This is a genomic window from Haliea alexandrii, assembly GCF_003719295.1.
GTDB lineage: Bacteria > Pseudomonadota > Gammaproteobacteria > Pseudomonadales > Halieaceae > Haliea > Haliea alexandrii.
The window spans coordinates 1,029,040-1,055,689 of sequence record NZ_RFLW01000001.1 but is presented as its reverse complement, the minus strand read 5'-3'; the positions used below and the strand labels follow the sequence as shown (position 1 = coordinate 1,055,689).

Below are 26,650 nucleotides of genomic sequence, written 5' to 3'. Positions count from 1 at the left end.
GGTGAGCATCGAGGCGGCAAAAGCCTGCCTGCAACGCGGCGACTTCCAGGCTGCCGAGCAGGCGGCTAACGCCGCGCTTGCCACCGGTACCGCAAGTGAGGCGCTGTACCTGCTGGCCACGGCGCGCCGCTATCTCAGCAAATATGCGCAGGCACTGGCTACTCTCGAGGAACTCGAGCGCCTTGATGCCAGCCATGCTCGTCTGTATCAGGAACGCGGCCACAACTTACTCGCGCTGCAGCAACCTGCGCCGGCCCTGTCGGCCTATCGCAATGCGGTAGCGCGCAACCCAGCCCTGCTGGCCAGCTGGAAGGCCATCGCACAGCTGACCGCTGATAACCCGGCTTGGCGGGAGCTGGCGCGCGAGGCGGTGATTCAGGCGCAGGCACTTGCCAAACTGCCGGCAGAGATCCTCAGCGGCCAGAGCATGTTGCACGAGGGTCGACTGGAGCGTGCTGAGGCGCTGTGTCGTCACTACCTGCGCCACAACCCGCAGCATATCGAAGGCATGCGCCTGCTCGCCGCCATCGCCGTGCAGCACGGCCAGCTGGAAGAAGCCGGTTTTCTGCTGGAGAGCGCCACAGAGTTCAGTCCCGACAACCTGCTGGTGCGGTTGGACCACGTGAATGTGCTGTACCGGCAACAACGGTTCACCGAGGCCCTCGCCACGGCAGAAGCACTGCAGCAGGAGCTTCCGGGAAATCTGTCGATAGAAGCCACTCTGGCCAACCAGTACATTGCTGTGGGCCGGTTTGAAGAGGGCATCGCGCTGTTGCGGGGCCTGCTGGAAGCAAACCCGGAGCAACCATCACTGCAACTGACCCTGGGCCATGCGCTCAAAACCATTGGCGATACTGAGCAGGCGGTGACCGCCTACCGCACGGCAAACCGTGCGAGGCTCGATTTCGGCGACGCCTGGTGGAGCCTCGCAAACCTGAAGACCTTCCGTTTCGATGCGACGGATATTGCCACCATGGTGACGCAGGAAGCGGCGGAGAACACGGCGCTGGAGGACCGCATCCACCTTTGTTTTGCACTCGGCAAAGCCTGCGAGGACAACAGCGACTACAGCGCCTCCTGGGACTATTACGAGCGCGGCAACCGCCTGCGGCACAGCACCCTCGGCTACCAGCCACAACGCATGAGCCGACGCCTGCAACGTCAGCAGTCGTTTTTCACTCCCGGGCTATTCGGCAGCCACGCAAACACCGGCCACCCCGCCGCCGACCCCATTTTCATTGTCGGTATGCCGCGTGCCGGCTCCACGCTACTGGAGCAGATACTGTCATCGCACTCGGCGATTGACGGCACCATGGAACTGAACCATATCCCGGCACTGGCCCAGCGCCTCGACGGGCACGGCACACGAGCGGAAGGGGATGGCTACCCGGAGCGCCTTGCCACGCTGGATGCGGACACTTTGCGCGCCTACGGCGAACAATTCCTCGAAGCCACCCGTGTTCACCGGCAGGGCGCACCCTTTTTCATCGACAAGATGCCGAACAATTTTCGCCACATCGGCCTCATTCACCTGATCCTGCCCAACGCACGCATCATCGACGCCCGGCGCGACGCCATGGACTGCTGTTTCGGCAACTACCGCCAGCTCTTTGCCTCCGGCCAGGAATTCACCTACGACCTCGCCGATCTGGGGCGTTACTACCGGGATTACGTCGAGCTTATGGGCCACTGGGACCGCGTACTGCCCGGGAAAGTCCTGCGCGTACAACACGAAGACGTGCTCGACGACCTCGAAGGACAGGTGCGGCGCATGCTCGACTTCCTGGGCCTGCCGTTCGAGGCCGGCTGCCTGCACTACTACGACACCGAACGCGCGGTGCGGACACCCAGTTCGGAACAGGTGCGGCAACCCCTGTTTCGCACGGCACAGGCGCGCTGGAAGCACTATGCACAGTGGCTGGAGCCGCTGCGCCTGGCACTCGCGAGCGACCCGTCTATATCCAAAGACTAAGCGTCGAAGCGTCGAACCGTCGAACCGTCGAACCGTCGAACCGTCGAACCGTCGAACCGTCACCGTTAGAAGCGATAACCCGCCGTCAGGCGCACGGTACGTGGCTCAAGTACGTGATAGTGCAGGTCCTCGACACCGGCCGCCGCTTCGCCGGGCAGGCGCGACGCATAGAAGTAATCGATGTCGTGGTCATCGCTATCGAGCAAATTCAGGATATCTGCGCGCAGCGTCCAGGGGCCCAGTCGGCGACCCAGACCCAGATTGACCGAGAACGTGGCGTCTGACTTCACGCTGGCATCCTCGACCAGCGGACGCTCGCCGAAGTAGCGCAGGCGCAGGCTGCCAAACCAGTCCTGCCCGTCATCCAGGCTGATGCCCGCCTGCACCACATGCTCAACGGCTCCGGGAATCTCGCGTTCCCCCGCAGGCGCGTCACTGAAGCGTGCGTCAGTCCATGAGTATTCCAGGTCCAGCGTCCACGCCTCCGTAAGCGAGTAATAGGCGGTAAGTTCGACACCTTCGCGTTCAGAGCGACCGCTCGCTTCGGTGTTGCCGGCGTCACCCACAAACAGCAGTTCGCTATCCAGCTCCAGATACCAGACCGCGAGCGAGGTATTCAGGCGCTCGCGCCAGTAACCACGCACACCGGCCTCGTAGCCCAGCGAGCGCACCAGTGGATCTACCGCATCAATGGCGGTGCCATCGGCAGGGTCGATGCGAGTGGTTGTGCCGCGGGCATCGTTGGAATGATACCCCTGCCCTGCGGATGCATAGGCTTCCCAGTCGCTGCCCAGGGTGTAAACCAGGCTGCCCTTGAGGGACCACAAGTCATCATCAGCCGTGCCACCATTGGGCGCGAGGTCGATGCCGTTGATATTGCGCTCAATGGCACTGTCGACATCGAAGTCGAAATAGTCATAACGCACACCCAACACCGAGCGCAACCGTAGCGACCACTGCAGCTTCTGCTCCCAGAACAGGCCAATACTGGACTCATCCACCGCATCGCTGCGTACCGGACCAGTGCGTTGCCGCGCACGGCTGCGATACAGGCCCACTTCCTCGATATCATCGACTCGCAGTTCGGCGCCGAAGGCCTGCGTCATCGGCAGGCCGGCCAGGGTGCCGGTATGGATGTAGCGCAATCGCCCGCCATAGAGGAACCTCTCGTCTACCTGCTCGAACTGGTCGCCGCCCTCGGGATCATCGAGGAAATACGTGAAATTGGACCACAGGTTCAGGTCATAGCGCGCCAGCCATGCATCCACCTCCCACGCACCGCCGCGCCACGCGGCGCTCAGGCTGTAGCGGCTGGACTCGCCCCCCACGGTGTCGTCGATCACACCCAGGTCGTCGATGATGCCCTGGGTTACGGCTCGGGCCGGTATCTGGTCGGCGCTGTTCCAGCTGTTGTCGTAGGCCATCGCGGTCAGGCTGAGACTGCCCGCGGCCACGTCGCGGGTGTGCTTCAGCAACAGGTTGATGCGCGACAGATCTTCTTCGATACCGCGCCAGGGCCCGTCGTAGCGATTGCCCTCCAGCGCATAGAGCCAGTCACCGCCGGCGGCATTCTGGCTATCAACCACAACCAGGCGCTGGTAACCATCTTCACCCCAGGTGATCTCGGCCAGGCCCTCATCCACCCGGTCCACGGTGCGCATTTCCGCGCTGCCGGCGCCGCTGAAGTCGCCCACATCCGCGTAATACGGTCCCTTTTTGTAGGCGATGTTGGCAAGTGTTTCGGGAATGACGGGATTCAGGTCGGTATAGCCCTGGCCGTGGCCGTGGGTACGCATGTTCAGCGGCATACCGTCTATAAAGGTGGCGAAATCCGTACCGTGGTCCAGGTTGAAGCCGCGCAGAAAATACTGATTGGCCTTGCCTGTGCCACTGTGCTGTGTCACCACCATGCCCGGCACCAGCTCCAGCACCTCGCCGCTGCGCAGCAACGGTCTGAGGGCGATCTCCTGCTGCCCGATAATACCCTCCGAGGCCGTTATCGCATCACCCAGCAGGCTGACGCGGCGTCCTTCCACAGCTACCGTTTCCAGGGTTTGGCCCTGTACAGCGAGGCTCGCGCCCAGAAGTACCCCGGCCACCACCTGGCAAGAGATGCGCTGGCCCTGGAACCCGCATGGAGTTGCTGCCGCCTTTGGCACTACCGTTTCCGTCCCGTCTCCGATCACGCTACACTCCTTGTGTTCAATCACGATGTTGTATCACGACCCGCCAACACCGATAACAGGTCGGTTTTATGCCCGAACAGACACGCAGCCTGCTGCACCGGCTCGGCCTGCGCACACGCCGGGCGCCCCGGCTTGGCGAGCGCGAGCTCGCGGTGATGAGCATATTGTGGCGTGGGCAGCCCCAGTCCGCCGTGCAGGTGCTGGAAGCCATGCCAACCGCAGGAATTCGGCTGAGCACGGTACAGAGCACCCTGGAAAGGCTTTACCGCAAAGGTATGGCAAGCCGTGAAAAGGAGGCGCGAGCTTTCGTCTACCGCCACCGCGTGCCGCGGGAAGAGCTCATCAAGACACTGCTGCGCGACATCACACGGGACATCGCCGACGGCGACCTGCTCCCCGTGATTTCCGGCTTTGCGCGCTATGTCGCCGAAGACGACGAGGCAACAGCCGCTGCGATTGAAGCACTTCTCGGCGCAAGCTCTCAGGCTCCGGATGAACACTGAGCTGTTATCGAAGGCCGCGGACGCGGTGCTGATCTGGTGTGCCGTGTTCCTGTTCTCGTCACTGCTTCATGCGCTGCTCTACCCGCTGCTGCAACGCAGTTGCGGCCGTGTCCGTGCTGCACACAAAGCGAGCCTGCTCTTACTGTGGGGGGGCATTCCACCTGTTGCTGCAAGCCTGGCAACACTGCTGGTGATGACCCCGGCGCTTTCCGCCCCGCTTATTCCAGGCCACTGTCATGGGCTGAACTGTGCGCCGCATGTGCCGGTCTCGGACGCCCACGCAGCACTGCGCATTGGCATGGCGGCAGCAGCCGGTGGGATTGGCCTGGCGTTGCTTGGCGCAATGATCCTGCTCGCCATGCGCCTGCAAGGGCAACTCAGAACGCTGTTCGCGCTGTCGCGCAGCACCCGGAGCCATCACTACCACGTGGTTGAAGGAGCAGCCCCGGCAGCCTGGTGTATTGGCTGGCTGCGCCCGGAGGTGTATGTGTCGCGCAGCATGCTTGAAACCCTGCCTGCCGCCGAGCTGGAGATTGTGCTGGAACACGAATATGCGCATCTTCGGCGTCGGGATAACCTGCGCAAGGCCCTGTTGGCTGTTGTCACCTGTCTTTGGCCACGCGCCCGCCGGCGACATTTGCACAGCGACTTCAAGACCGCCACCGAGATAGCCTGCGACCAGGCCGCCCTCAAAGCGACTGGCAGTGCCGACCGGGTGGCCAGCGTTATTGCCCACCTGGACCGAAATGCGGCAAGCCCGTCACAGCACATCGACCCACAGGCCAGCAGCGACTGCGCGCAACAGCGCATCGCGGCCCTCAGGGAGAGCGGCCAGAACACCCAACAGTTACCATTCCTGCTGGCTGCGATTGCGGCCATCTGGGTCCTGCAAGTCTGTGTCAGCACCGCGCTCGCACATACTGGCATTGAGTTGCTGCACTAGCCTTCAATTTCACAAAATCATCATCCCTTCTTCATGGCGCGTTCATAAGCGCTGCCTAAAGTAGCGCTCGCCGGCAATCAGGTCAGCTGCGATTCACGTCAACCTGTTGCCGAGCCTCACACCAACGCTTTGTTCGAATGGGGAAGGGTATGTTTCAACCGAATTTCGCTCGTCGTCCGTGCGCGCGCCTTGTGCGTCTGGCTATTGCCAGCGGTCTCTCGCTTTCTGCTGCCGCGGGTGCACAGAATGGCGACCCTGCACTGGAAGAAATCACCGTGGTGGCACGCAGTCAGCACTATGGCAACAACGTGGTCACCGACAGTATGAAAATGCAGCAGTCGCCGATGACCAGTGTGAATGCCCTGATCGACAACCTGCCCGGTGTTTCGATTCAGGAAGGCGATGCCTACGGATTCGATGACTGGTCCACGACCATTGCGGTGCGCGGCTTCCAGAACAGTCTCGATGAGCAACAGATTGGCACCACACTGGACGGCATACCCAACGGCGGCAGCGGCTACGGCGGCGGTGCCAAGGCAAACCGCTACCTGGATACCGCCAACCTGCGCACGGTTACGGTCTCCCAGGGCACGGCTGATATTGCCTCTCGGGCTCTCGACGCGCTCGGCGGCACCATCGACTTCGTCTCGGATGACCCCGAGGAAGAAGCGCGCATCCGCTTTCAGGGCTCAGCCGGCGAGTACGATGCCGAACGCTATTACGTGAGGGTGGATACAGGTCGGCTTGCCAATGGCACGCGCGCATGGTTTTCAGCCTCACACCAGAGTGCCAGCGACTGGGTTAACGGTGCAGCGGAAAACGAACGCGACCACCTGGCCGCCAAGATGATCTCTGAAATCGGCAATACAGAAATCACCGCGTACGCTTCCTACGACGACACACACGAGGACAATTACCAGCGCCTGTTCAGCCCCGAGGAATTTCGCGGCAACCCGGAGTGGGACAGGCTAACAGACATCTGGACCGGTATTCCCTATGTGGACCAGGTTTATCGCCGCGGCTGGTCTACCCTGCGCGAAAACCTGCTGGCGTACGTGAAGGCCAGCATGGAGCTCAGCAGTGATTTGCGCCTGACCGTGGGTGGCTACTATCACGACAACGAAGGCCGCGGCGACTGGATCCCGCCCTACCTGGTTGACGTGGTGAACGATGGCGCGGGCCCCCAGTCGGAAGCTTTGGGCACGGCCAGCGTTAACGGCGGCAGTGCGCTGGGCCAAATCTACTTCGTCGATGGCGCCGGTAATGCGCTGAGCCCACGCGCAGGCTGCACCTCCTCCATCACCTTCCCCTACGGTGGTGCCGGTGCCAGCTACGACCCCGCCTGCTACGCGCCCGGAGCGATACCGGTGCAGTCCTACCGCCACACCAACTACCAGAAAGAACGTTATGGCTTCATGGTCGATGGCGATTGGAGCGCTGACCTCGGCGGCCTGGCCAACACGCTGCGCGCCGGGCTATGGTATGAAGACCAGCAGCGCGACGAGACGCGCACCTGGCAGAAGCTTACCGATGCTCGCGTGGGCATCGAGTTCGACAACATACCGTACTGGACACAGTACGATCGCAGCTACCCGCAGGAAGTTTTCAAATGGTACGCAGAAGACAGCCTGCAGCTTGCTTCAGTGCAGCTCACGCTGGGTATCAAGCAATTTCTGGTGGACCTTGAACGCCAGGACAACTTTGCCGAGACCACCGACGTGACAGTCAATTCTGACTCGGACGTTCTGTTCTCCGGTGGGCTCCTGTGGGAGACCCCGCTTGAAGGACTCGAATTCTTCGCCGGCTACGCGGAGAATTTCAAAGCCATCTACGACGAGATTCTGGAGCGCCCCGAGTCAGACCTGGACGCTCTTGAGCCGGAAACAGCCGAGAACCTCGAGGCCGGCCTGCGTTATCGCAACGGCGACCTGTTCCTCACCGCAACCGCCTTCCAGACCGACTTTGAGAACCGCATCATTTTCCTCAGCCCGGAAAGTGCTGCGGGACCCGATTATCTGATCGGCACCAACGGCACCTACTTCAACGCCGGCGGCATCGAATCGGATGGTGTCGAGCTTACAGCGGACTACCGTCTCAGCGACAACCTCTCGCTCTACGGTGCATTCACTCTGAACGACGCCAGCTACGTGGGCACTGGGGACCCCGCGGTAGACACCGGCCTGGGTATTGCACCAGGCAACGATGTGGTGGGTATTCCCGACCAGCAACTGGTTCTGTCTCTGGATTGGACCGGCGACCGACTGGCGGCCGGAATCAGCGGCAAACACACCGGTGAGCGCCCCATACGGCTCGACAACAGCTGGGTAGCGGACAGCTACACCACGGTGGATGCCTACATCACGCTCAACGGTAGTGGAGAGGCCAACGGCGCTGGCAACTGGAGCATCACACTGCTCCTGAACAACGCCTTCGACGAAGATTATCTGGGGGGTATCGCCGGGGAAGGCGCCTGGATCGGCGCACCGCGCACCGTCTCCGCCTCACTGACAGTAGATCTCTAGAACCCTGTAAGCGTGCTTGCCGGCCCACGGGCCGGCTTTTTTATGCGAGGAAATGACATGAAACGCCTTCCACTTACCCGCCGTCAGATACTGTCCGGGTTGTCTGCCAGCCTGCTGCTACCGGTGGGGCTGCGTGTGCCGGGCGCTACCGCGAACCCGGATAGCGTCTTCCAACACGGCGTAGCAAGCGGCGACCCGGATCACAGCTCTGTTGTACTGTGGACGCGGTTGACCACCACAGCCGGCGTCGCCGAATGCGAGTGGGAAATCGCTGAGAACCCGACCTTTGATCACACCCTGCAGCGCGGACGTAGCGCAACCGGGCAACAACGCGACCACACCGTAAAGGTTGTGGTCGACGGCCTGAAACCGGGTGCCACCTACTACTACCGCTTTCGTGCCGGTGCGCAGACATCGCCCGTGGGCCGTACGCGCACCCTCCCCAATGGAGCCCTGGATTACCTCGGCCTGGCAGTGGCGTCGTGCTCCAATTTTCCTTTTGGTTACTTCAATGCCTACGAGGCCATTGCCCGGGATGAGTCGGTCGAATTCGTATTGCACCTGGGGGACTACCTCTACGAGTACGGGCCCGATGGTTATGGCGGCGGTATTGGCGCGCAGCTGGGACGGCAGCACAACCCACCGCGGGAAATGGTATCGCTCACCGACTGCCGGCTGCGACACGCCCAATACAAAGCGGACGCCCAATCGCGAGAAATGCATGCCGCTCACCCGCTGATTCCCCTGTGGGACGATCACGAATCTACCAACAACCCCTGGCAGGAAGGCGCAGAGAACCACCAACCCGCAACGGAGGGCAGCTGGCGCACGCGGCGCAGCGCTTCCCTGCAGGCCTGGTATGAATGGATGCCGGTGCGTGAACCGGACATTGGCGAAGACCCGGCGGCCTACTGGCGCCATTTCCGCTTCGGTGACCTGGCCTCACTGGTGACACTGGAAACACGTCATACCGGTCGTGCACAGCAAATTGACTATGACATACCAGCGCTGCTGGAGATGACACCGGACGCTGCCGAAACGTTCCTGCGAGACGTGGTGGGTGCACCCGGGCGGGAAATGCTGTCGGCGGATATGCAGGCCTTCGCGGCGGCCGCACTGGCCGAATCGGTTTCGGCTGCGCGGCCCTGGCGCATGCTGGGCAATCAGATACCCATGGCGAGAATGTCTGCCCCCCGGCTTGATGCTGCAGACATGAACTACCTCAAGGGCCGGGTGAGTAGTGAAAATCTGCAACGCGCGCAGTACTTCCAGCGCCTCGGTGAGCTGGGCCTTCCGCTCTACCTCGACCCTTGGGACGGCTACCCGAGGGCACGGGAGGCGTTCTACCAGAGCTGCCAGAATGCCGACGTCAACGACCTCGTGGTGCTGACCGGCGATAGCCACAGTTTCTGGCAGAATGCGCTGTACGACAACGGGGGCCGTGCGATGGGGGTAGAGCTGGGTACCACCGGCATCACCTCACCCGGCGATTTCCTTGAGTTCGGCACTGAGGGTGCGCGGAGGATGGACGAGCGGCTGGTATCCAGCAACCCCGAGGTGCTCTGGACCGACGGCATCAGCAACGGTTACCTGCGTGTACGGGTCACCCCGGCGCGACTGCAGGCTGATTTTGTCAAGGTCAGTAATATCCTCAGCCGTGATTACCACACCGGCATGCTTCGCAGCGTGGTGATGAGTCACAGCGACTCGGGCCTGAGCTACGAGGTTGCAGGCTAGAATGCTGGCGGAGATGCGCATAAGGCCACCTTAAGGTTTTTTTCGTATAGTGCAGAGAACGCTCCAGGAGAAACCGCACCATGCAAACCTACCCTCGACTGTGCTCCACACTTTTTGGTGTACTTGCAGGCCTCGCCGCAATCACACCCGCACTCGCTTCAGTAAACGCAGAGGTGAGCGCACTGCGCACCCAGTGGGAGCATGTCAACTTCGAGCTGCCCACGCAGGAGCAGGAAGCGGCCTATGGCGGCCTGCTCGCGCGCTGTGACGAACTGCTTGATAAGCAGCCGGATGACGCCCAGGCACTCACCTGGTGCGGCATCATCCGCTCCTCATTCGCGGGTGTTGTCGGCGGTCTTGACGCGCTGGGTTACGCCAAAGCCGCTCGCGACGATTTCGAGCGAGCAGTGGCCATTGATCCAACCGTCAGCGACGGCGCTGCCCTCGTCAGCCTCGGCACACTGTATGCGCGGGTGCCAGGCTGGCCGGTGGGCTTTGGAAACAGCAAGAAAGCGCTCGAATATCTCGAAGCCGGCCTGCAGGCCAACCCCGAGGGTATCGACAGCAACTTTTTCCTTGCCGAGTTTCTCGCGAGTGAGGGCGAAACGGACAAAGCGAAAGAACACTTGGAACGCGTTCTGAGAGCGGCACCTAGACCCGGGCGCAACGCCGCAGATGCGGCTCGCAAGGCCGAAGCCGAAGCACTGCTGGCAAAGCTTTCAACAAACTGACGAGCTTATTGGCTCCAGGCGGGAACTACCCCTCACCACTGATATCGCTCAGGATCAGGTCCAGTTGATCCATCAGCTCCTCAATGTCACCGGCGTTGAGGAGCGCATACTTCAGTGACTCCTCCAGCGGCAGCAACTGCGCCAGCGTGTAACCCACCTGCCAGGCGTCATCGAAGTCGATCTCCAGTCCCATGCGCCTGACGTGCGGATGCTGCTTCAGGTTCTCGAGGATTTCCCGCAACGACAGCCAGGCATCGTCGAGCGCGGCCGACTCGGGCATGGGCTCGAACGCAACGTTGCCCAATACCAGTCCATTCGTGGCCACCCGGGTATCGCTGAGGTGGAACCGTTCCCGGCCTTCAATGGTCACGCCCAGCAAACCGTTCGGCAACTGGTCAAAGTCCACAATGCGTGCGCGCGTTCCGATGTCGCCAAGTTGTTGCCGCGTGCCCTTCACCGCCACTTCCTCTCCGCGACGTATCCAGACCACACCGAAGTCGGTGCCGTTCTTCATGCAATCACGCACCAGGTCCAGGTAACGCTGTTCAAAAATCTGCAGTGGCATCTTGCCGTAGGGCAAGAGCACCGCAGACAGGGGAAACAGGGGTAATTCGGTTGTAGACATCGGGTACTCCCGTTCAGTCGGGGCGGCTGAGAATTTCCAGCTGCTCCAGATTGGCCAATGCCGCCCTGCGGTTGTCACCGCACACGTCGACATCCGCCTGAAAAGCACTGCACACCGCGGGGCGTCTGGGGTCGCCAAACAAGCCACAGAGGCGCTCCGGCGTCAGGTGAACACAGCGCACCCCCGCCGGCTTGCCCTCGGGCATGCCATAAAAGCGCGTAGAGATGGAAGGTGCCACACAGCAGGCACCGCACCCGGCGCGACACTCCATCAGCCCGCCTCCGCCTCGGAGGCCGCATCGGCCTCAGGGCCAAGGGGGCGCATCAGCAGAATCAATCTGGGCAACAGCAGCAGTGCACCAATCACTGCCACGGCCATCGCCAGCACCGTGAGCAGGCCGAAATAAATACTCGGATTGAAATTGGACAGCGTCAGCATCGAAAAGCCGATCACTACCGTCACTGTCGTGTAGTACATGGCCCGGCCAATACTCCCGTGGCAGCGGTACATGGCCGCCACGTAATTGCGGTCGCGCGGGAACTCGCGCTGAAACCGGTGTACGTAGTGAATACAGTCATCCACACCGATGCCCACCACAATGGCGGCAATGGTGATGGTCATGATATCCAGCGGAATGCCCGCCAGACCCATAACGCCGAGTACCAAACCGGCGGCCACAATATTCGGCGCCAGCGCAATAAATGCAAGCGACAGGGAGCGGAACAGCAGCAGGAACATCAGCATGATGGCGATGAACACAGCGCCCAGAGTGAGAATCTGCGACTGGAACAGGCTTTGCAGCACGTTGTTGTAGAGCACCAGCATGCCGGTGAAACGAATCCGCTCCGGCGCCAGCCCGGTCACCTCAACAAGCTCATTGTGCAGGCGGGACAGGAATGCATCGCGGCGCAATTGCTCACTGGTTTCTTTCACTCGTACGGTAATGCGCGCCTGCTCTTTGTCCTCGGAAAAATAGGGATCTACCATCAGCTCGGCAACGTCCGCCGGGAGGCTCTTCTGCACCAGCGCCAGCTCAACGCTGCCGATGTCGTCGCCCAGCAGATCCTTCACCACCGAAAAAGTGGTCGACAGCGACAGCACCTTGCCGGTTTCTTCCTGACTGTCCACGTGCTCATGGGCCGCATCCAGCAGGCGCATGCCTTCCAGGCTGAACCAATAGCTCGGAGTAAAGCTGTCTTCGCTGCCGCCGAACTCGTCAAATCCGCCATCGAAGTCATCGCCCCAGTCATCTGCAGCAGGTTCATCGGCGGCGGCGAATTGCGCTGTGTCACCGTCGAGGAACGGATCGTCTTCCGCGGGTGCGTCCGCCGCCGGTTGCATGTCTTCCAGGCCGGGCAGCGGCGCTGTGGCATCGGGGCCGGAGAAAATGATGTCCAGTGGAATGGTGCCGCCGAGGCGTGAATCCAGCAGCTCCATACCCTGATAGATTTCCGTGGTCTCCTTGAAGTAGTCGATAAAGCGGTTTTCCACCTGCAGGCGCGAAATACCCAGCACCGTGAGCCCCACAACAATCGCGGTCGCCACCAGGATGGTTTTGCCAAAGTGCTCAGTCGCCCGCGCAAAATGCAGCGTCAACGGCTCGCCTTCCTGACGGAAACGGAAAGGGCGGCCTTTGGGCCAGACCTCAATCAGGCACGGCACCATAATGAACGCCAGCACCAGTGCCACCAGGATACCCACCGTCATCATCCAGCCGAAATCGATCACCGGCTGGATGCCGGACACCACCAGTGACATGAACGCGACGATGGTGGTAATGCCCGTATAGACGCAGGGCACCGCCATCAACGCCACCGTCTGCAACACACGGTCATGCAGGTCGCCCTCCGGGTCCTCGGCATGCAGTTCCCGGTAGCGCACCACCAGGTGGATGGCAATGGCGAGGCTGATAATCAACAACACTGCAACAAAGTTCGACGAGATCACGGTCATGCGCCAGTCCAGCCAGCCGAGCAGACCCAGCATCACCGTCACAGAGGCCATGCACGTGGCCAGGGGAATCACCGTCCAGCGCACGCGGCGGAAAATGAGAGCGAGCACGACCAGCATGACGCCGAGTATCGCCGTGCCAAACAGCACCAGATCGCTGCGCACGAAACTGACCATATCCGCCGTGATCATGGGCACACCGCCGACAAAGATGCGCGCGTGCTGGCGATAACCATCGGCGATGGTGCGCACCGACTGCACCAGCTGACTCTGCTGCTCCAGCGCTTGAGCCGTGTGCGCCTTGAACGCCACCTCGACCGCCTCAAGGGCCGCCTCTTCCGCGGCGCTCAAGGCACCCGCCTCCGCCTTGGCGCGCAGCGCATCACGCTGCTGCAGCAGGTCGAAGTAGCGCGTGTCTCGTTGCAGGTTGACCTGCACGGCGGTCAGATCGCCCTCGCGGCTGGCCAGCAATTCCGCATAAATGGGACTGGTGGTGAACTCTTCCAGCGCCATGGCGCGATCCACCTGCGGGTCGTTCAGGCTGGGCAGCGGATCGCCGGAGGTGATATCCGACAGGCTGACCGGCGGGCTCTCCAGCAGCGGCACATCCCACACAGTAACCACGGAGGATACCCGCGGCAGTGTGCGCAGCTCGTCTGCCATGCGCTTGAGCGGGTCCAGCGACGCGTCACTGAGCAGCGGCGCGTCGGGCTGCCAGGTCAGCAGCAGGAAATCCTCGGCCCCGTATTCAGCGGACACGTCGCGAAAGAAGTCCAGTGCGGGGTCACCCTGCAACATCAGGGAGTCAGCCGACGCATCGAGCTTGATTTTGCCCAGTTGTGAGGCACTGAGTACCAGCACCAGGGCGACGAGGGCCAGCGAGATCCAGGGGCGACGCAGCACCAGGGTGTCATAGGCGCGGAGCAGAGGGTGGTTACGCATCAGGAATTTGCCGCCTTCAATTCATCCAGCAGACGCTGGTGAATGCCACCAAAGCCGCCATTGCTCATTATGACCACCCGGTCTCCGGGTCGCGATTCTTGCGCCACACGCCGCGCCAACTGGTCGATGTCGTGGGCCACAGTGGCCGGTACAGTACTCGCCGCCGCTACCGCATCGAGCGACCAGTCCATGCCCGGCGGCTGGAACCAGTACACAGCGTCAGCGTCGCGCGTACAATCCTGCAGCGCACGTCGATGTTGACCGATACGCATAGTGTTGGAGCGCGGTTCAACTACGGCAATCACGCGGCCCGCGGCGCTGGCGCGCAAACCCTGCAGGGTTGTCGCAATGGCAGTGGGGTGATGCGCAAAGTCGTCATAGACGGTTACACCTCCCACCTCACCCAACAATTCCAGCCGGCGTTTGACCCCACGGAACCCGGCCAGCGCTGCCACACCCTGCTGCAACGGCACACCCACATGCCGCGCCGCTGCCAGCGCAGCCAGTGCGTTCTCCACATTGTGGCGCCCCAGGAACCCCCAGGCCACTTCTGCCGTGGACCCTGCGGGGTCGCGCACGGCAAAACGCGACGCATCCGGGGCCAGCAGGGTGGCACTCCAGTCGGCCTCGCCGTCCAGAGTGAACGACTGTGCCGGCGTCCAGCACCCCATGGCCAGCACGTCATCAACCGCTGCCTGTCCCTGCGGATGGATCACCAACCCTTCCCCCGGCACGCAGCGCACGAGATGGTGAAACTGCCGCTGAATGGCCGCGAGGTCCGGGAAGATATCCGCGTGGTCAAACTCAAGATTGTTGATGGTGACCGTGCGCGGCCGGTAGTGAACAAACTTCGAGCGCTTGTCAAAAAAGGCCGTGTCGTATTCGTCGGCTTCCACCACAAAGAAGTTGCCACTGGTGCCGCGTGCGGACTGGCCGAAGTTTGCCGGTACACCGCCAATCAGGAAACCCGGTGCCAGCCCGGCATACTCCAGAATCCAGGCCAGCAGGCTGCTGGTCGTGGTTTTGCCGTGCGTACCCGATACCGCCAGCACCCATTTGTCCTGCAGCACGTGTTCGGCGAGCCATTGCGGCCCGGAGGTGTAGGGCAGGCCCGCGTTCAACAGGTACTCGACCGCGGGATTGCCGCGGCGCATCGCGTTGCCCACCACCACGGTATCCGGCGCTGGCTGCAAATGCTCCGGCGCGTAGCCCTCCATCAACTCAATGCCCGCGGCTTGCAGCTGCGTACTCATGGGGGGATAGACGTTGGCATCGGAGCCGGTCACGCGGTAGCCGAGTTCGCGCGCCAACAACGCAACTCCGCCCATAAATGTACCGCAGATACCCAGAATATGAATGTGTCCGCTCAAGCGCCGCGCCCTCCAGTGAAGCCGCGCAGTCTAGCACGCAGCAGGCAACCACAGCAGCAATCCACAACAACCGGCCCGCCCACGGTCTACAAGCGCCTCAGTTTCCCGTATCATCGCGGCCTGACTAAAAGATGATCTCCCCGGAGCCGCAAGGCCCGGCCCACTACGGACTGACTATGCCTGTAAAGAATGCCTTCTATGCCCAGTCGGGCGGCGTCACCGCCGTCATCAATGCCTCGGCTTGCGGTGTTATTGAAACCGCACGGGAAAACCGCAAACAGATCGGCAAAGTGTACGCGGGCCGCAACGGCATTATCGGCGCCCTGCGCGAGGATCTGATCGACACCAGCAAGGAAACGCCCGCGGCAATTCGCGGCCTGCTGAGCACGCCCGCGGGCGCCTTCGGCTCCTGTCGGCACAAGCTGAAAAGCCTGGAGGAAAACCGCGCCGAATACGAACGCCTCATCGAGGTGTTTCGCGCCCACAACATTGGCTACTTCTTCTATAACGGTGGCGGCGACTCGGCGGACACCTGCCTGAAGGTTTCCCAGCTCAGCCAGGCCATGGGCTACCCGCTGCAGGCAATTCACATTCCCAAGACCATCGACAATGACCTGCCCCTGACGGATACCTGCCCGGGCTTTGGTTCGGTCGCGAAATATGTGGCCGTTTCCACGCGGGAGGCGGCGCTGGACGTGGCCTCGATGTGCGAAACCTCCACCAAGGTTTTCATTCTTGAGGTCATGGGCCGCCACGCGGGCTGGATCGCCGCCGCTGCCGGGCTCGCAGCGGAACAGGAGGGCGATGCCCCCCATATCATCCTGTTTCCGGAAGTGGCGTTTGACCGCAAGAAGTTCCTGGCCCGGGTGAAGCGCACAGTGAAGCGCTGGGGTCACTGCGTCATCGTTGCCTCGGAGGGCACGCAGGACCGCGAGGGGCGCTTCCTGGCCGAGTCGGGCCTCACGGACGCCTTTGGCCACAGTCAGCTGGGCGGCCTGGCCCCCACGCTGGCAGACATGATCAAGCAGGAATTCGGCTACAAGTACCACTGGGCCGTTGCCGACTACCTGCAGCGCTCCGCGCGCCACATTGCCTCGCAAACCGACCTCGAGCAGGCCTACGCCGTGGGCCGGGCTGCCGTTGAATTTGCCCTGCAGGGCCGCAACGCCATCATGCCCGCCATCGTCCGCGGCAAGGGCAAGAAGTACAGCTGGCACATCGGCGAGGCGCCACTCGAGGCGGTCGCCAACCAGGAAAAGAAAATGCCCCGCAGCTATATCAGCCGCGACGGTTTCGGCATTACCGATGACGCGCGGGCCTATCTGGAACCGCTGATTACCGGCGAAGCCTACCCCGAGTATCGCAAGGGGCTGCCGCGCTACGTGCGCCTGCGCCTGACCCCGGTACCGCGCAAACTGAAGACAGCGTTCAAGGTTTAGCCACAGCCTGTTATACTCCGCTGCCCATTTAGCAACCACTCACAACAGGAACGCCCATGAGCCTGCACCTCGTGCCCGCCGGGAAGAACATTCCCGATGAAATCAATGTCATTATCGAAGTTCCCGCACACTCAGACCCGGTCAAGTACGAGGTCGATCACGACAGCGGCGCGATCATGGTCGACCGCTTCATGACGGCGGCGATGTTCTACCCCTGCAACTACGGCTACATTCCCAACACGCTGGCCGACGACGGCGACCCGCTGGACGTGCTGGTGCACACGCCGCACACAGTCATCAGCGGCTGCGTCATACCCTGCCGCCCAGTGGGTATCCTGCACATGTCGGATGAAGCCGGCGGCGACGCCAAGCTGATCGCCGTGCCGACCGACAAACTGAGCAAGGCCTACAAGGACGTCAAGGAAGCCACCGACCTGCCGCCGCTGCTGATCCAGCAAATCCAGCATTTCTTCGAACACTACAAAGATCTGGAACAGGGCAAATGGGTGAAAATTGACGGCTGGGGCACCTCCGATGAGGCGCGCAAAGCCATTGTGGACGCCGTACGCAACTTCGACGAAACCAGCCAGATCGACCGCTGAGTCCGCTGTACACTCCCGGGGTCGGCCACTGCCGTGCCCCGGTCTTTTCCCTGGCGTAACACCGCATTCTTACCCGCACCAGTTGTCCGCAACGGCCACGTAGCGCGCCAGCAGTGCCGGCAGCTCGGCCTCAACCTCCGCGCGCAACACCAGTGGCTCGCGATCGCAATCCCAGCATTCTTCCAGAGCCCGAGCGGTCACTCGTCCGGCCAGCTCACGCGAGAGCGGCGCATAACTCAGGTGCCAACGCTCCGGCGCCACACCGCCGCAATCGCGTGCATAAGGACGAAAAAAGCCCTGCGAGGCGTGCACTGCCATGCGCTCGTCCAGCCAGCGATGCAAAGCATCAAAAGGCCCTCCCGGCGCCACTTCCGCAGGGGTTAATTGCACCGCGTAGTCCGCCGGCACTGCCGCCGCATCATAGATATCGAGGTCTGTACCCCAATGATGACGCGACGTGCCCGGCAGCGCGGAGAAACGCAGAATGGCGTGCACGCGGGCGGCAGGCGGCAGCGCCAGCAGATCCACCGGCGCCCCGGCATCATCGTGCACGGCGCGCTGGCCGCAGGCCTTGCCATTCCAGATAATGCGCTGGCGCTCGTAGGAACGATGGCTGCTGGCAATCGCGAGCTCAAAGCCCGCCTCGCGGGCATCGGACTGCAACCGTTCGAACGCGGCCGCCGCATCCGCCTGCAGGCGGTGAGGACCGGCGCAGGGCACAAGGTGACGGTCGTCGCGGCCGGTAAGCTGGGCAATAGTCAGCATGATGGTTACACCTGCGGATCGAGTGAAAACGGCAGCGGGTGCGCGAGCGTAAGCCCTTGCGGCGTGATCTCTGCGCCCCAGGCCAGCACCTCCACACCCGCCGCCTGCGCCTCGCGCAATGCCTCCCGGTACGCCGGATCGATGCCACCGGCGCTGCTGACCCGCCCAATGCCACGGTGGAATACGCAAAACAGCAGCACGCTGCGCGTGCCCGCATCGAGCACCTCACGCAGCGCTGCCAGGTGTTTGCGCCCGCGCTCGCTCACCGCATCGGGGAACAGGCCCTGACCGCCATCAACACACAGTGTCACCGACTTCACTTCGATGTACACCCGCCCGGCAGGCCCGCTAAGCAGCAGGTCAGCCCGGCTGCCGCCCGCGTAGGCCACCTCCGTGGCGATTTCGGGATAGCCTTCCAACCCGGGTATACGTTGCGCCTGCACGGCTTGTTTCACTACCCGGTTGGCCAGCGCCGAGTGAATACAGGCAAGACCACGGGAGGTCTCCACCAGCTCCCAGGTATGTGGGTACTTGCGTTTGCCATTGGCCGATTGCGACAGCCACACACGGGCGCCCGGCTCGGCACAGCCAGTCATGGCGCCCGTGTTGGGGCAGTGCACAGTCAGTGTTTCGCCCGAAGGCATTGCCACATCCGCCAGGAAGCGCTTGTAGCGGCGTATCAGGCGACCCTCCAACAGCGGGGCAAACTCCACTACGCCAGCACCCGGGACAGCCGGCTGACCGCTTCTTCCAGACGTTCCATACTGGTGGCGTAAGAAAAGCGGATGTGCTCGCGGGCCCGCACGTGGCCAAAGTCGACGCCCGGCGTGAGGGCAACGCCATGTTCTTCCAGCAGGCGCCAGCAAAAGGCCTCGCTATCGTCGGTAAAACGGGCTGCATCGGCGTAGATATAGAAGGCACCGTCCGGTCTGCAGGGAATCGTCAGGCCCAGGCTTTCCAGTTCCGGCAGCAGGAAGTCGCGCCGCTGGCGGAAAATGTCGCGCCGCTCTTCGAGAATGTCACGGGTACCGGGCTTGAAGCAGGCCAGGGCCGCGTGCTGACCCATGGTGGACATGGAGATGAACAGGTTCTGGGCCAGCTTCTCCAGGCCGGGCACGGCGGCCTCTGGCGCCACCAACCACCCCAGCCGCCAACCGGTCATGCCGAAGTATTTGGAAAAACTGTTGACCACGAAGGCCTCCGGGTCCACTTCCAGCACCGAGCGAGTGGGACCGTCGTAACCGAGGCCGTGGTAGATCTCGTCCACAATCAGGTGGCCGCGGCGTGCACGCACGGCCGCTGACAGGTCGGCCAACTCAGCCAGGGAGAGGGCGGTTCCGGTTGGGTTGGCGGGCGAAGCAACCATCGCGCCGACAGTGTTCTCACGCCAGTGAGCGGTCGCCAGTGCGCCCGTGAGTTGATAGCGGGTACTCGCATCCACGGGCACCAGTTGCCCGCGCCCCTCAACCAGACGCATGAAATGCCGGTTGCATGGATAACCGGGGTCGGTCAGCAGCATACCTTCGCCCGGGTTGAGCAGCAGCGCGCTGAGCAGCAACAGCGCACCCGAGGCACCGGGTGTCACAATAATCCGGCGCGGCGCAATATCCAGACCATAGACCTGCGCGTAATGCGCAGACAGGGCTTCACGCAAGGCCGGCAAGCCACACGCCGGCGAGTAATGGGTGTGCCCATCGGCAAGCGCCTGACGACCGGCTTCCACAATGGGCGCTGCCGTAACAAAGTCCGGCGCCCCGGCAGACAGGTGCACAATATCGCGTCCTGCCGCCGCGAGCTCAGTCGCCCGTGTCAGCACTTCAACTACGCGAAATGGCTCGATATCAGCGATGCGGTCCGCGAAGCGGAATTCCCCTGCGTGCGTTGTCATGGTTCCCCCTGAACGGGCAAAGACCCGCATTCTATCAATGCCGGGCACACGGTGTTAGCTCCCGATAGCCCGCACAAGCGGACGTGCACCACAGCTGCGAATTTTGTGGCGAAGCCGGGCGATATCTGGTAGTTTCTCGGCGCTCAATCGCCGGCGCCCGTCGCCGACGCACCCACTCCGGTGGGTTTTCGAACCACCCGATCCGTATGGGGACCCAGCCATGCCCAAAGCAGCAAAGAAAGCGCCGGCAAAAGCAGCCAGCGCGAGTACCTCAGCGAGCACTGAGTTCAAGAACTTCGAGCCCTACAAGCCGAAGCGCGGCGAAGAGTACATGAGCGAAAACCAGCGGGAGCACTTTCGCGCCATTCTGCTCAACTGGAAATCAGAATTGATGCAGGAAGTGGATCGCACCGTTACCCACATGAAAGACGAGGCGGCCAATTTCCCCGACCCCGCCGACCGCGCCACACAGGAAGAAGAATTCAGCCTGGAACTGCGCACACGGGACCGCGAGCGCAAACTGATCAAGAAGATAGACAGCACGATTGAGCGCATCAACCAGGACGACTACGGTTTCTGTGATGCCTGCGGCGTGGACATTGGCATCAAGCGACTTGAAGCCCGCCCCACCGCTACCCTGTGCATCGACTGCAAGACCCTTGATGAAATCAAGGAAAAACAGGAAAAGGGCTAACACCGGGTGCGACCATTGCCGCTGGCCTGCTGCACGCAGGTCAGTCGCGATCGTCTGTACTGAGCCACACCGGATAGCATGACCACCGCTGGCCACAGCGCCTACCGCGGCCGCTTTGCCCCCTCGCCAACCGGCCCACTGCACCTTGGATCACTGCTCGCCGCCCTGACCAGCTGGCTGGAAGCGCGCCATGCCGGGGGCAGCTGGCTACTGCGCATGGAAGACATTGACCCACCGCGAGAACAGGCCGGCGCCGCTGACGCCATTCTGCACTGCCTGCAGCAACACGGGCTGCGCTGGGATGAAGCGGTGCTGTGGCAAAGCCTGCGCGGCGCGGCCTACGATGGCGCGCTCTCCGAGCTCGACGCCCGGGGCCACCTGTTCGCCTGTGCCTGCAGCCGCCAGCAACAGGGCCCGCTGGGTGAATGTGTGCGGGGCTGCCATCAGCAGGGCTGCCGTGAGGGGGATTGGCGTGACACGACACCCCCTCGGCCCCGTGCGCTGCGAGTCTCGGTGCCACCGTCCTTCACCACCCGCTGGCACGATACCTGGCAGGGGCCACAGCACTGGCCGCTGGGCGCAACGCTGGGCAACTTCGTGGTCCGGCGCAAGGACGGGCTCTACGCCTATCAGCTCGCCGTGGTGGTGGATGATGCAGCGCAGGCAATCACCGACGTGGTGCGCGGTGCGGACCTGCTGGACTCCACACCCCGGCAACACCTGCTGCAACAGCTGCTCGGTCACCCCACCCCGCGCTACGCACACCTGCCCGTACTGACGGATGCCGGTGGCCAGAAGTTGAGTAAACAGAACCTGGCGCCAGCAATCGACCCGAACACGCCCGAGCGCAACCTGCGCGCTGCACTCGCCGCTCTCGGGCAAACGCCACCGCCTGTAACCGCGAATACCGCAAACGCCATACTGGCCTTCGCCCTGGAACACTGGGCACCCGCCGCAGTACCCGCACAGCCCGCCGTGGCGGGGCCGGCCTCCTTCTGACTGCCAGTGGCGCCAGCGCAATGTCGCGCGCTTTACCGTGCGCCGGGGCTTGCGTAGTATCCATGACCACGGCGAAGACAGGCCCAAAAACATGTACATCAACCGCGCGCTGCTCCTGCTCATGGCGTTGGCCTTCATTTTCCTGCCCGCCATAGACGAATGGCTGTGGGCAGCAGACGGCGGCTGGTATCGCCCCTTTGTCCTCTGGATCGCAGCGATTTTTGCTGCGTGGTCCAACCAGTTCCGTCGTCACACCGATGAGCTTTAGTCTGCCGGAGATCCTGCTGGCGATTGTCGGCTACCTCATGGTGCTGTTCCTGGTGGCGCACCTGGCCGACCGCGGCACCCTGCCACGTGCCATTACCCACCACCCGGCGACCTATGTCCTGTCGCTGGCGGTCATCGCCTGTGCCATTGCCAGCAACGCCATTTTCGAACTCGCCTATCGTTTTGGCTACGGCTTCCTGCTCTACTATACCGGCGTGGTTCTCATGTTCCTCATGGCCACCCTGCTCCTGCTGCCGCTGCTGCGCCTGTGTCGGGTGTACCAGCTGGCTTCACTCGCCGATGTGTTGACCTTTCGTTTTCGCAGTCACCGCGTCGGCGGCGCCGTCACCCTGGCCATGTGCCTGACCCTCATGCCCCTGCTGGCACTCCAGATCCAGGCGGTTGCAGACAGCATCCACATACTCGCGGGGGCCCATGACAGGGTGATGCCCGCAGCGCAACGCCAGGACATACTGGCGCTGTTGTTTTGCGTAATCATCATTATCTTCGCCATCCTGTTCGGCACCCGGAACCTGAATTCACAGCGCCGCAATATCGGTCTGGTCACTGCGGTGGCCTTTGAATCGCTGGTCAAACTGGCAGCCCTGCTACTCATGATGGCTATTGCGGTCAGCGAGGTTTTTGGAGGCTTTGCCGGCCTTGATGCCTGGCTTGCGGCAACCCCGGCGGCCCAGGCCGTGATTGAACAGCCCGTTGGGGGTGATGCCGCGCGGGTCTTGCTGCTGGTATTCTTCGCCGGAGCCGTATGCATGCCACATCTGTTCCACATGGCGTTTGCCGAGAACAAGGAATCGCAGGACCTGCGCGCCGCCAGCTGGGGCCTGCCACTGTATTTACTGTTATTGGCCCTGCCAGTGCTGCCGCTGGCCTGGGCCGGCATGCGGCTGTCACACGACCTGCCCGCGGCGTACACCGGGCTCGCCATCGGCATCGGCCTGCAATCCCCCGGTTTCGCCGCGCTCGCCTTTGTCGCGGGGCTGTCTGCCGCGAGCACCGCGATTATCGTGGCCACGCTGGCACTGGCGAACATGTGTTTAAACCATCTCATTCTGCCGCGCCAACTGCTGCAGCTGCGCACTGACCAATCACTGTACGACCAGCTCAAGTGGTTGCGGCGCTCGCTGATTGCCCTGCTGATTCTCGCCGGCTACGGATTCTTCGTGACCGTCAATGGCAAGCACAGCCTGGCGCAACTGGGGCTGGTGGCATTTTCCGGTACGCTGCAATTCCTGCCGGGTATTGTGGCCACACCGTATTGGGCGCGGGCCAACCGCAAGGGCCTGGTCAGCGGCCTCGCAGGCGGCCTGCTACTGTGGTGCATCCTGCTGCTGCTACCCGTGCTCGGCATTGACCAGCCCACCTGGATGGCCGATCTGGCCGGACGCTGGTTCGCGGGCAACGACACCGCCTGGGCAGCGGCCAGCCTCGCCGCACTGACGGTGAACCTTGCGCTGTTCATTGTTGTATCACTGCTGAGTGAGCCCTCGGAAGAAGAGCGCGTGGCAGCGGAGATCTGCTCCATGGATGTGCTGAGTCGATCGCCAAGGCGCACCCTCACCCTGCGCAGCGCACAGGCGTTCACCGAGCAGCTCGCGCTTGCGCTGGGCGAGGCCACCGCGCAACTCGAGGTCTCCCGCGCGCTGCGCGAGCTGCAATTCGATCACAACGAATCCAGGCCCTACGCCCTGCGTCGGCTGCGCAGCCGCCTCGAGGCCAACCTGTCCGGCCTGCTGGGACCGGCGGTTGCCCACTCGATTATCAGCCGCTGTATTCCGTTCGACAACAACCCCGGCGGCAGCAGTGAAGACCTGTTCCTGATCGAGCGCCGGCTGGACCGCGCGGGCGGACAATTCACAGGGCTGGCTGCTGAGCTGGACAACCTGCGCCTGCACTACCGGCAAACCCTGGACAACCTGCCCATCGGTGTCTGCTCTCTGGCACCGGACCGGGAACTGCTGCTTTGGAACCGCAGTATGCAGAGCATCACCGGCATTCCTTCAAGCGCCGTACTCGGCTCGCTGCTGGACTCCCTGCCGGCACCCTGGGGCGTGGTAATCACACAGTTTCTCGGCGAGGGTGAGGACACCGTGCTGAAACGGGAGGTGGTGCTGGACGACGACACCACCCGCTGGATAAGCCTGCACAAAGCCAGCGCCGGGGGCACTCCCGGCGGTGACCAACTGGTGTTGATTGAGGATATTTCCGACTACGAGCGCCTGGAGCAGGAGCTGCTGCACAGTGAGCGTCTCGCTTCAATCGGCCGTCTCGCTGCCGGCGTGGCGCATGAAATCGGCAACCCCGTAACGGGCATCGCCTGCCTGGCGCAGAATCTCGCCTACGAAGATGACCCCGCAGAGGTGCGCAGCGCAGCGCAGGATATCCTCAGGCAGACCGACCGGATCAGCCGCATCGTCGACTCCCTGGTGAATTTCTCGCACGTGGGCTCAGGCGCCGGTGACGTGCACCTGGAGCCGTGCAACCTGGCCGATTGCGTCGATGAAGCCATTCACCTGCTGCAACTGGACCACCAGGCGCGGCCGCTGCACTTCGAGAACCACTGCGACCGCGAGCTGCTGGTGCACGCCGACGCCCAGCGGCTGTTGCAGGTCTTCGTCAACCTGTTGGGTAATGCGCGTGACGCGAGCAACGCGAACGCACAGGTTACGGTGAGCGCCTCAGTGGACCACCAGCGCGTATCCATTGAGGTTGAAGACCAGGGCAGCGGCATCCCGCCGGCACTGCAAACCCAGGTTTTCGAGCCCTTTTTCACCACCAAGGAGCCCGGTGAAGGCACGGGCCTGGGTCTGGCCCTGGTTTACAGCATCATGGATGACATGCAGGGCTCCGTGCACATCCAGAGCCCGGTGGGCCCGGCCGAGCAACCGGGAACACGATTCACCCTGCAATTGCCCCGCGGGCACTACCTCACGGGGCTCTGATGTAACCGCAAGTGACAACTCAAGCACCTGAACCGACTGGAAAAACCGGAGCGGCAAGGGTATGTTGTGTAGCTTGCGTTCAGGAGGTAACAACGCATGCAACAGATACTGGTGGTAGAAGACGAATCGGTTATCCGCACCGCGCTGCGGCGCCTGTTGGAACGCAACGGTTATGGTATTGCCGAAGCCGCCTCCGTGCAGGAGGCAGAGTCCAAGCACACGCTCACCGATTTCGACCTGATCATCTCGGACCTGCGCCTGCCCGGCGCTCCCGGGACCGACCTGATCAAGAAAGCGGGCGACGTGCCGGTGCTCATCATGACCAGCTATGCCAGCCTGCGCTCGGCGGTGGATTCCATGCGCATGGGTGCGGTGGACTATATCGCCAAGCCCTTTGACCACAGTGACATGGTCGCCGCTGTCGAACGTATCATCGCCGACCACCCGGCGCGCCGCGGCGATGCCGCTCCACAGGCCCCGGCCACTGGCTCGCCGGTGACCGGCATCATCGGCAACTGCCCGGCGATGGTCACGCTGTCCGAGCATATCCGCAAAGTTGCCCCCACTGACTCCACGGTACTGGTGCAGGGCGAAACCGGTACCGGCAAGGAACTGGTGGCGCGCAGTGTGCACCAGCACAGCCAACGCGCGGACAAGACCCTCATCTGCGTCAACTGTGCAGCCATCCCCGATACCCTTATCGAGTCCGAGCTGTTCGGGTACGAGAAAGGCGCCTTTACCGGCGCCAACGCCAGCCGCATGGGCCTGATTGAGGCCGCAGATGGCGGCACCCTGTTTCTGGACGAAATCGGGGAACTGCCGATGGAAGCGCAAGCCCGATTGCTGCGCTTCATTCAGGAAGGGGAAATTCGCCGGATAGGCTCGGTACACTCGCGCAAAGTCAACGTGCGCTTGATCTGTGCCACCCACCGCAACCTGCACGCGCTGTCCGCAGAAGGTCTGTTCCGCCAGGACCTCTACTACCGCATCAATGTGCTGAGGCTGCAGTTACCCGCATTGCGCGAACGAGGCAAGGACATTCTGCAGCTCGCGGAACGCATGCTGGAAGTGCAGTCCGAACGCCTGGGCAAAGGCAGCATGACACTGTCACCGCGCGCTATTCAGGCTATTACCACCTACCAGTGGCCTGGCAACGTGCGCGAACTCGAGCACGCCATCGAGCGCGCGGTGGTGCTTTCCGAAGACACGGAAATCGACAACGAGGCCCTGGGCATCGACCTGGAACTGGTCAATGTAAACCGGATTCGCGGCCACGCCGGTCCGGCCCTGCAGACCGCCTATCAGGCGCCACGTCACATCACCTCGGATCCCGCCGAGGATCTGTCACTGGAGGACTACTTCCAGCGCTTTGTGCTCGAGCACCAGGACTCCATGAGCGAGACCGAACTCGCGCAAAAACTGGGCATCAGCCGCAAGTGCCTGTGGGAGCGGCGTCAGCGCTTCGAAATTCCACGCAAGAAAAGTAGCGGAACCAGCGCCCGGCGCAGAAAAACGGCTTCCTGAGCGTTACCGGCAGGCTCTGCTGTAACGTTCG

General features: G+C 62.6%; 21 protein-coding genes. 13 read left to right on the top strand and 8 right to left on the bottom strand.

Going from position 1 to position 26,650, the window contains the following annotated elements:
- Position 1: 1 nt before the first annotated feature.
- Positions 2–1,972 (top strand): tetratricopeptide repeat-containing sulfotransferase family protein, encoded by a 1,971-nt coding sequence (locus EGJ68_RS04780; protein WP_199227916.1) that lies wholly within the window; start codon positions 2–4, stop codon positions 1,970–1,972.
- A 65-nt stretch (positions 1,973–2,037) separates the two neighbouring features.
- Here EGJ68_RS04780 and EGJ68_RS04775 read toward each other — a convergent pair whose 3' ends face one another.
- The gene (locus EGJ68_RS04775) at positions 2,038–4,008 is read right to left on the bottom strand and encodes a TonB-dependent receptor (protein WP_233248670.1); all 1,971 of its coding nucleotides are present in this window, start codon (positions 4,006–4,008) and stop codon (positions 2,038–2,040) included.
- A 218-nt stretch (positions 4,009–4,226) separates the two neighbouring features.
- Between EGJ68_RS04775 and EGJ68_RS04770 the strand changes: the two genes are divergently transcribed.
- From EGJ68_RS04770 to EGJ68_RS04750, 5 genes are all read left to right on the top strand, one after another.
- Positions 4,227–4,661 (top strand): BlaI/MecI/CopY family transcriptional regulator, encoded by a 435-nt coding sequence (locus EGJ68_RS04770; RefSeq protein ID WP_123033360.1) that lies wholly within the window; start codon positions 4,227–4,229, stop codon positions 4,659–4,661.
- On the top strand, positions 4,651–5,604 hold the full coding sequence (locus EGJ68_RS04765; RefSeq protein WP_158283496.1) for a M56 family metallopeptidase: 954 nt from the start codon (positions 4,651–4,653) through the stop codon (positions 5,602–5,604). Before EGJ68_RS04770 ends, EGJ68_RS04765 begins: the two co-directional genes overlap by 11 nt.
- Positions 5,605–5,753: 149 nt before the next feature.
- On the top strand, positions 5,754–8,126 hold the full coding sequence (locus EGJ68_RS04760; RefSeq protein ID WP_123033358.1) for a TonB-dependent receptor domain-containing protein: 2,373 nt from the start codon (positions 5,754–5,756) through the stop codon (positions 8,124–8,126).
- A gap of 57 nt (positions 8,127–8,183) precedes the next feature.
- Positions 8,184–9,863 carry an alkaline phosphatase D family protein gene (locus EGJ68_RS04755; protein WP_123033357.1) on the top strand — a complete coding sequence of 560 codons (1,680 nt, stop codon included), beginning with the start codon at positions 8,184–8,186 and terminating at the stop codon, positions 9,861–9,863.
- A gap of 80 nt (positions 9,864–9,943) precedes the next feature.
- Positions 9,944–10,594, top strand: coding sequence for a tetratricopeptide repeat protein (locus tag EGJ68_RS04750; RefSeq protein WP_123033356.1), 651 nt, complete (start codon positions 9,944–9,946; stop codon positions 10,592–10,594).
- Between the two features lie 25 nt (positions 10,595–10,619).
- Here the strand turns inward: EGJ68_RS04750 and EGJ68_RS04745 are convergent, their stop codons facing one another.
- Genes EGJ68_RS04745 through mpl form a run of 4 tightly spaced genes read right to left on the bottom strand, consistent with a single transcriptional unit; the run spans position 10,620 to position 15,481 of the window.
- A complete protein-coding gene (locus EGJ68_RS04745) occupies positions 10,620–11,219 on the bottom strand; it encodes an LON peptidase substrate-binding domain-containing protein (protein WP_123033355.1) in 600 nt (199 codons plus the stop codon).
- Between the two features lie 13 nt (positions 11,220–11,232).
- On the bottom strand, positions 11,233–11,490 hold the full coding sequence (locus tag EGJ68_RS04740; RefSeq protein ID WP_123033354.1) for a YkgJ family cysteine cluster protein: 258 nt from the start codon (positions 11,488–11,490) through the stop codon (positions 11,233–11,235).
- Entirely contained in the window at positions 11,490–14,111 is a 2,622-nt protein-coding gene (locus EGJ68_RS04735; RefSeq protein WP_123033353.1) for an efflux RND transporter permease subunit, read from the bottom strand. The genes EGJ68_RS04740 and EGJ68_RS04735 overlap by 1 nt, the downstream gene beginning before the upstream one ends.
- The gene (gene mpl, locus EGJ68_RS04730) at positions 14,111–15,481 is read right to left on the bottom strand and encodes a UDP-N-acetylmuramate:L-alanyl-gamma-D-glutamyl-meso-diaminopimelate ligase (protein WP_123033352.1); all 1,371 of its coding nucleotides are present in this window, start codon (positions 15,479–15,481) and stop codon (positions 14,111–14,113) included. Before mpl ends, EGJ68_RS04735 begins: the two co-directional genes overlap by 1 nt.
- Positions 15,482–15,657: 176 nt before the next feature.
- On the opposite strand from mpl, the gene EGJ68_RS04725 reads away from it, so the two are divergent.
- Positions 15,658–16,920, top strand: a complete 1,263-nt coding sequence (locus EGJ68_RS04725; protein ID WP_123033351.1) for a 6-phosphofructokinase — start codon at positions 15,658–15,660, stop codon at positions 16,918–16,920.
- Between the two features lie 56 nt (positions 16,921–16,976).
- Positions 16,977–17,522 (top strand): inorganic diphosphatase, encoded by a 546-nt coding sequence (gene ppa, locus EGJ68_RS04720; RefSeq protein WP_123033350.1) that lies wholly within the window; start codon positions 16,977–16,979, stop codon positions 17,520–17,522.
- A gap of 69 nt (positions 17,523–17,591) precedes the next feature.
- On the opposite strand, the gene EGJ68_RS04715 is transcribed toward ppa, so the two are convergent.
- From EGJ68_RS04715 to EGJ68_RS04705, 3 genes are read right to left on the bottom strand one after another with little or no spacing between them, the layout of a single operon-like run.
- Positions 17,592–18,287 (bottom strand): M15 family metallopeptidase, encoded by a 696-nt coding sequence (locus EGJ68_RS04715; protein WP_123033349.1) that lies wholly within the window; start codon positions 18,285–18,287, stop codon positions 17,592–17,594.
- 5 nt (positions 18,288–18,292) lie between these two features.
- The gene (gene sfsA, locus EGJ68_RS04710) at positions 18,293–19,000 is read right to left on the bottom strand and encodes a DNA/RNA nuclease SfsA (RefSeq protein ID WP_123033348.1); all 708 of its coding nucleotides are present in this window, start codon (positions 18,998–19,000) and stop codon (positions 18,293–18,295) included.
- Positions 19,000–20,175, bottom strand: a complete 1,176-nt coding sequence (locus EGJ68_RS04705) for a pyridoxal phosphate-dependent aminotransferase (RefSeq protein ID WP_123033347.1) — start codon at positions 20,173–20,175, stop codon at positions 19,000–19,002. The genes sfsA and EGJ68_RS04705 overlap by 1 nt, the downstream gene beginning before the upstream one ends.
- A 220-nt stretch (positions 20,176–20,395) precedes the next feature.
- On the opposite strand from EGJ68_RS04705, the gene dksA reads away from it, so the two are divergent.
- From dksA to EGJ68_RS04685, 5 genes are all read left to right on the top strand, one after another.
- A complete protein-coding gene (gene dksA / locus EGJ68_RS04700) occupies positions 20,396–20,869 on the top strand; it encodes an RNA polymerase-binding protein DksA (protein WP_123033346.1) in 474 nt (157 codons plus the stop codon).
- Between the two features lie 78 nt (positions 20,870–20,947).
- Entirely contained in the window at positions 20,948–21,868 is a 921-nt protein-coding gene (gene gluQRS / locus EGJ68_RS04695; protein WP_123033345.1) for a tRNA glutamyl-Q(34) synthetase GluQRS, read from the top strand.
- A 91-nt stretch (positions 21,869–21,959) separates the two neighbouring features.
- Positions 21,960–22,136 (top strand): hypothetical protein, encoded by a 177-nt coding sequence (locus tag EGJ68_RS18210; RefSeq protein ID WP_199227915.1) that lies wholly within the window; start codon positions 21,960–21,962, stop codon positions 22,134–22,136.
- Positions 22,126–25,095 carry an ATP-binding protein gene (locus EGJ68_RS04690; RefSeq protein WP_123033344.1) on the top strand — a complete coding sequence of 990 codons (2,970 nt, stop codon included), beginning with the start codon at positions 22,126–22,128 and terminating at the stop codon, positions 25,093–25,095. The genes EGJ68_RS18210 and EGJ68_RS04690 overlap by 11 nt, the downstream gene beginning before the upstream one ends.
- A 96-nt stretch (positions 25,096–25,191) precedes the next feature.
- Positions 25,192–26,619, top strand: coding sequence for a sigma-54-dependent transcriptional regulator (locus tag EGJ68_RS04685; protein WP_123033343.1), 1,428 nt, complete (start codon positions 25,192–25,194; stop codon positions 26,617–26,619).
- Positions 26,620–26,650: the final 31 nt, after the last annotated feature.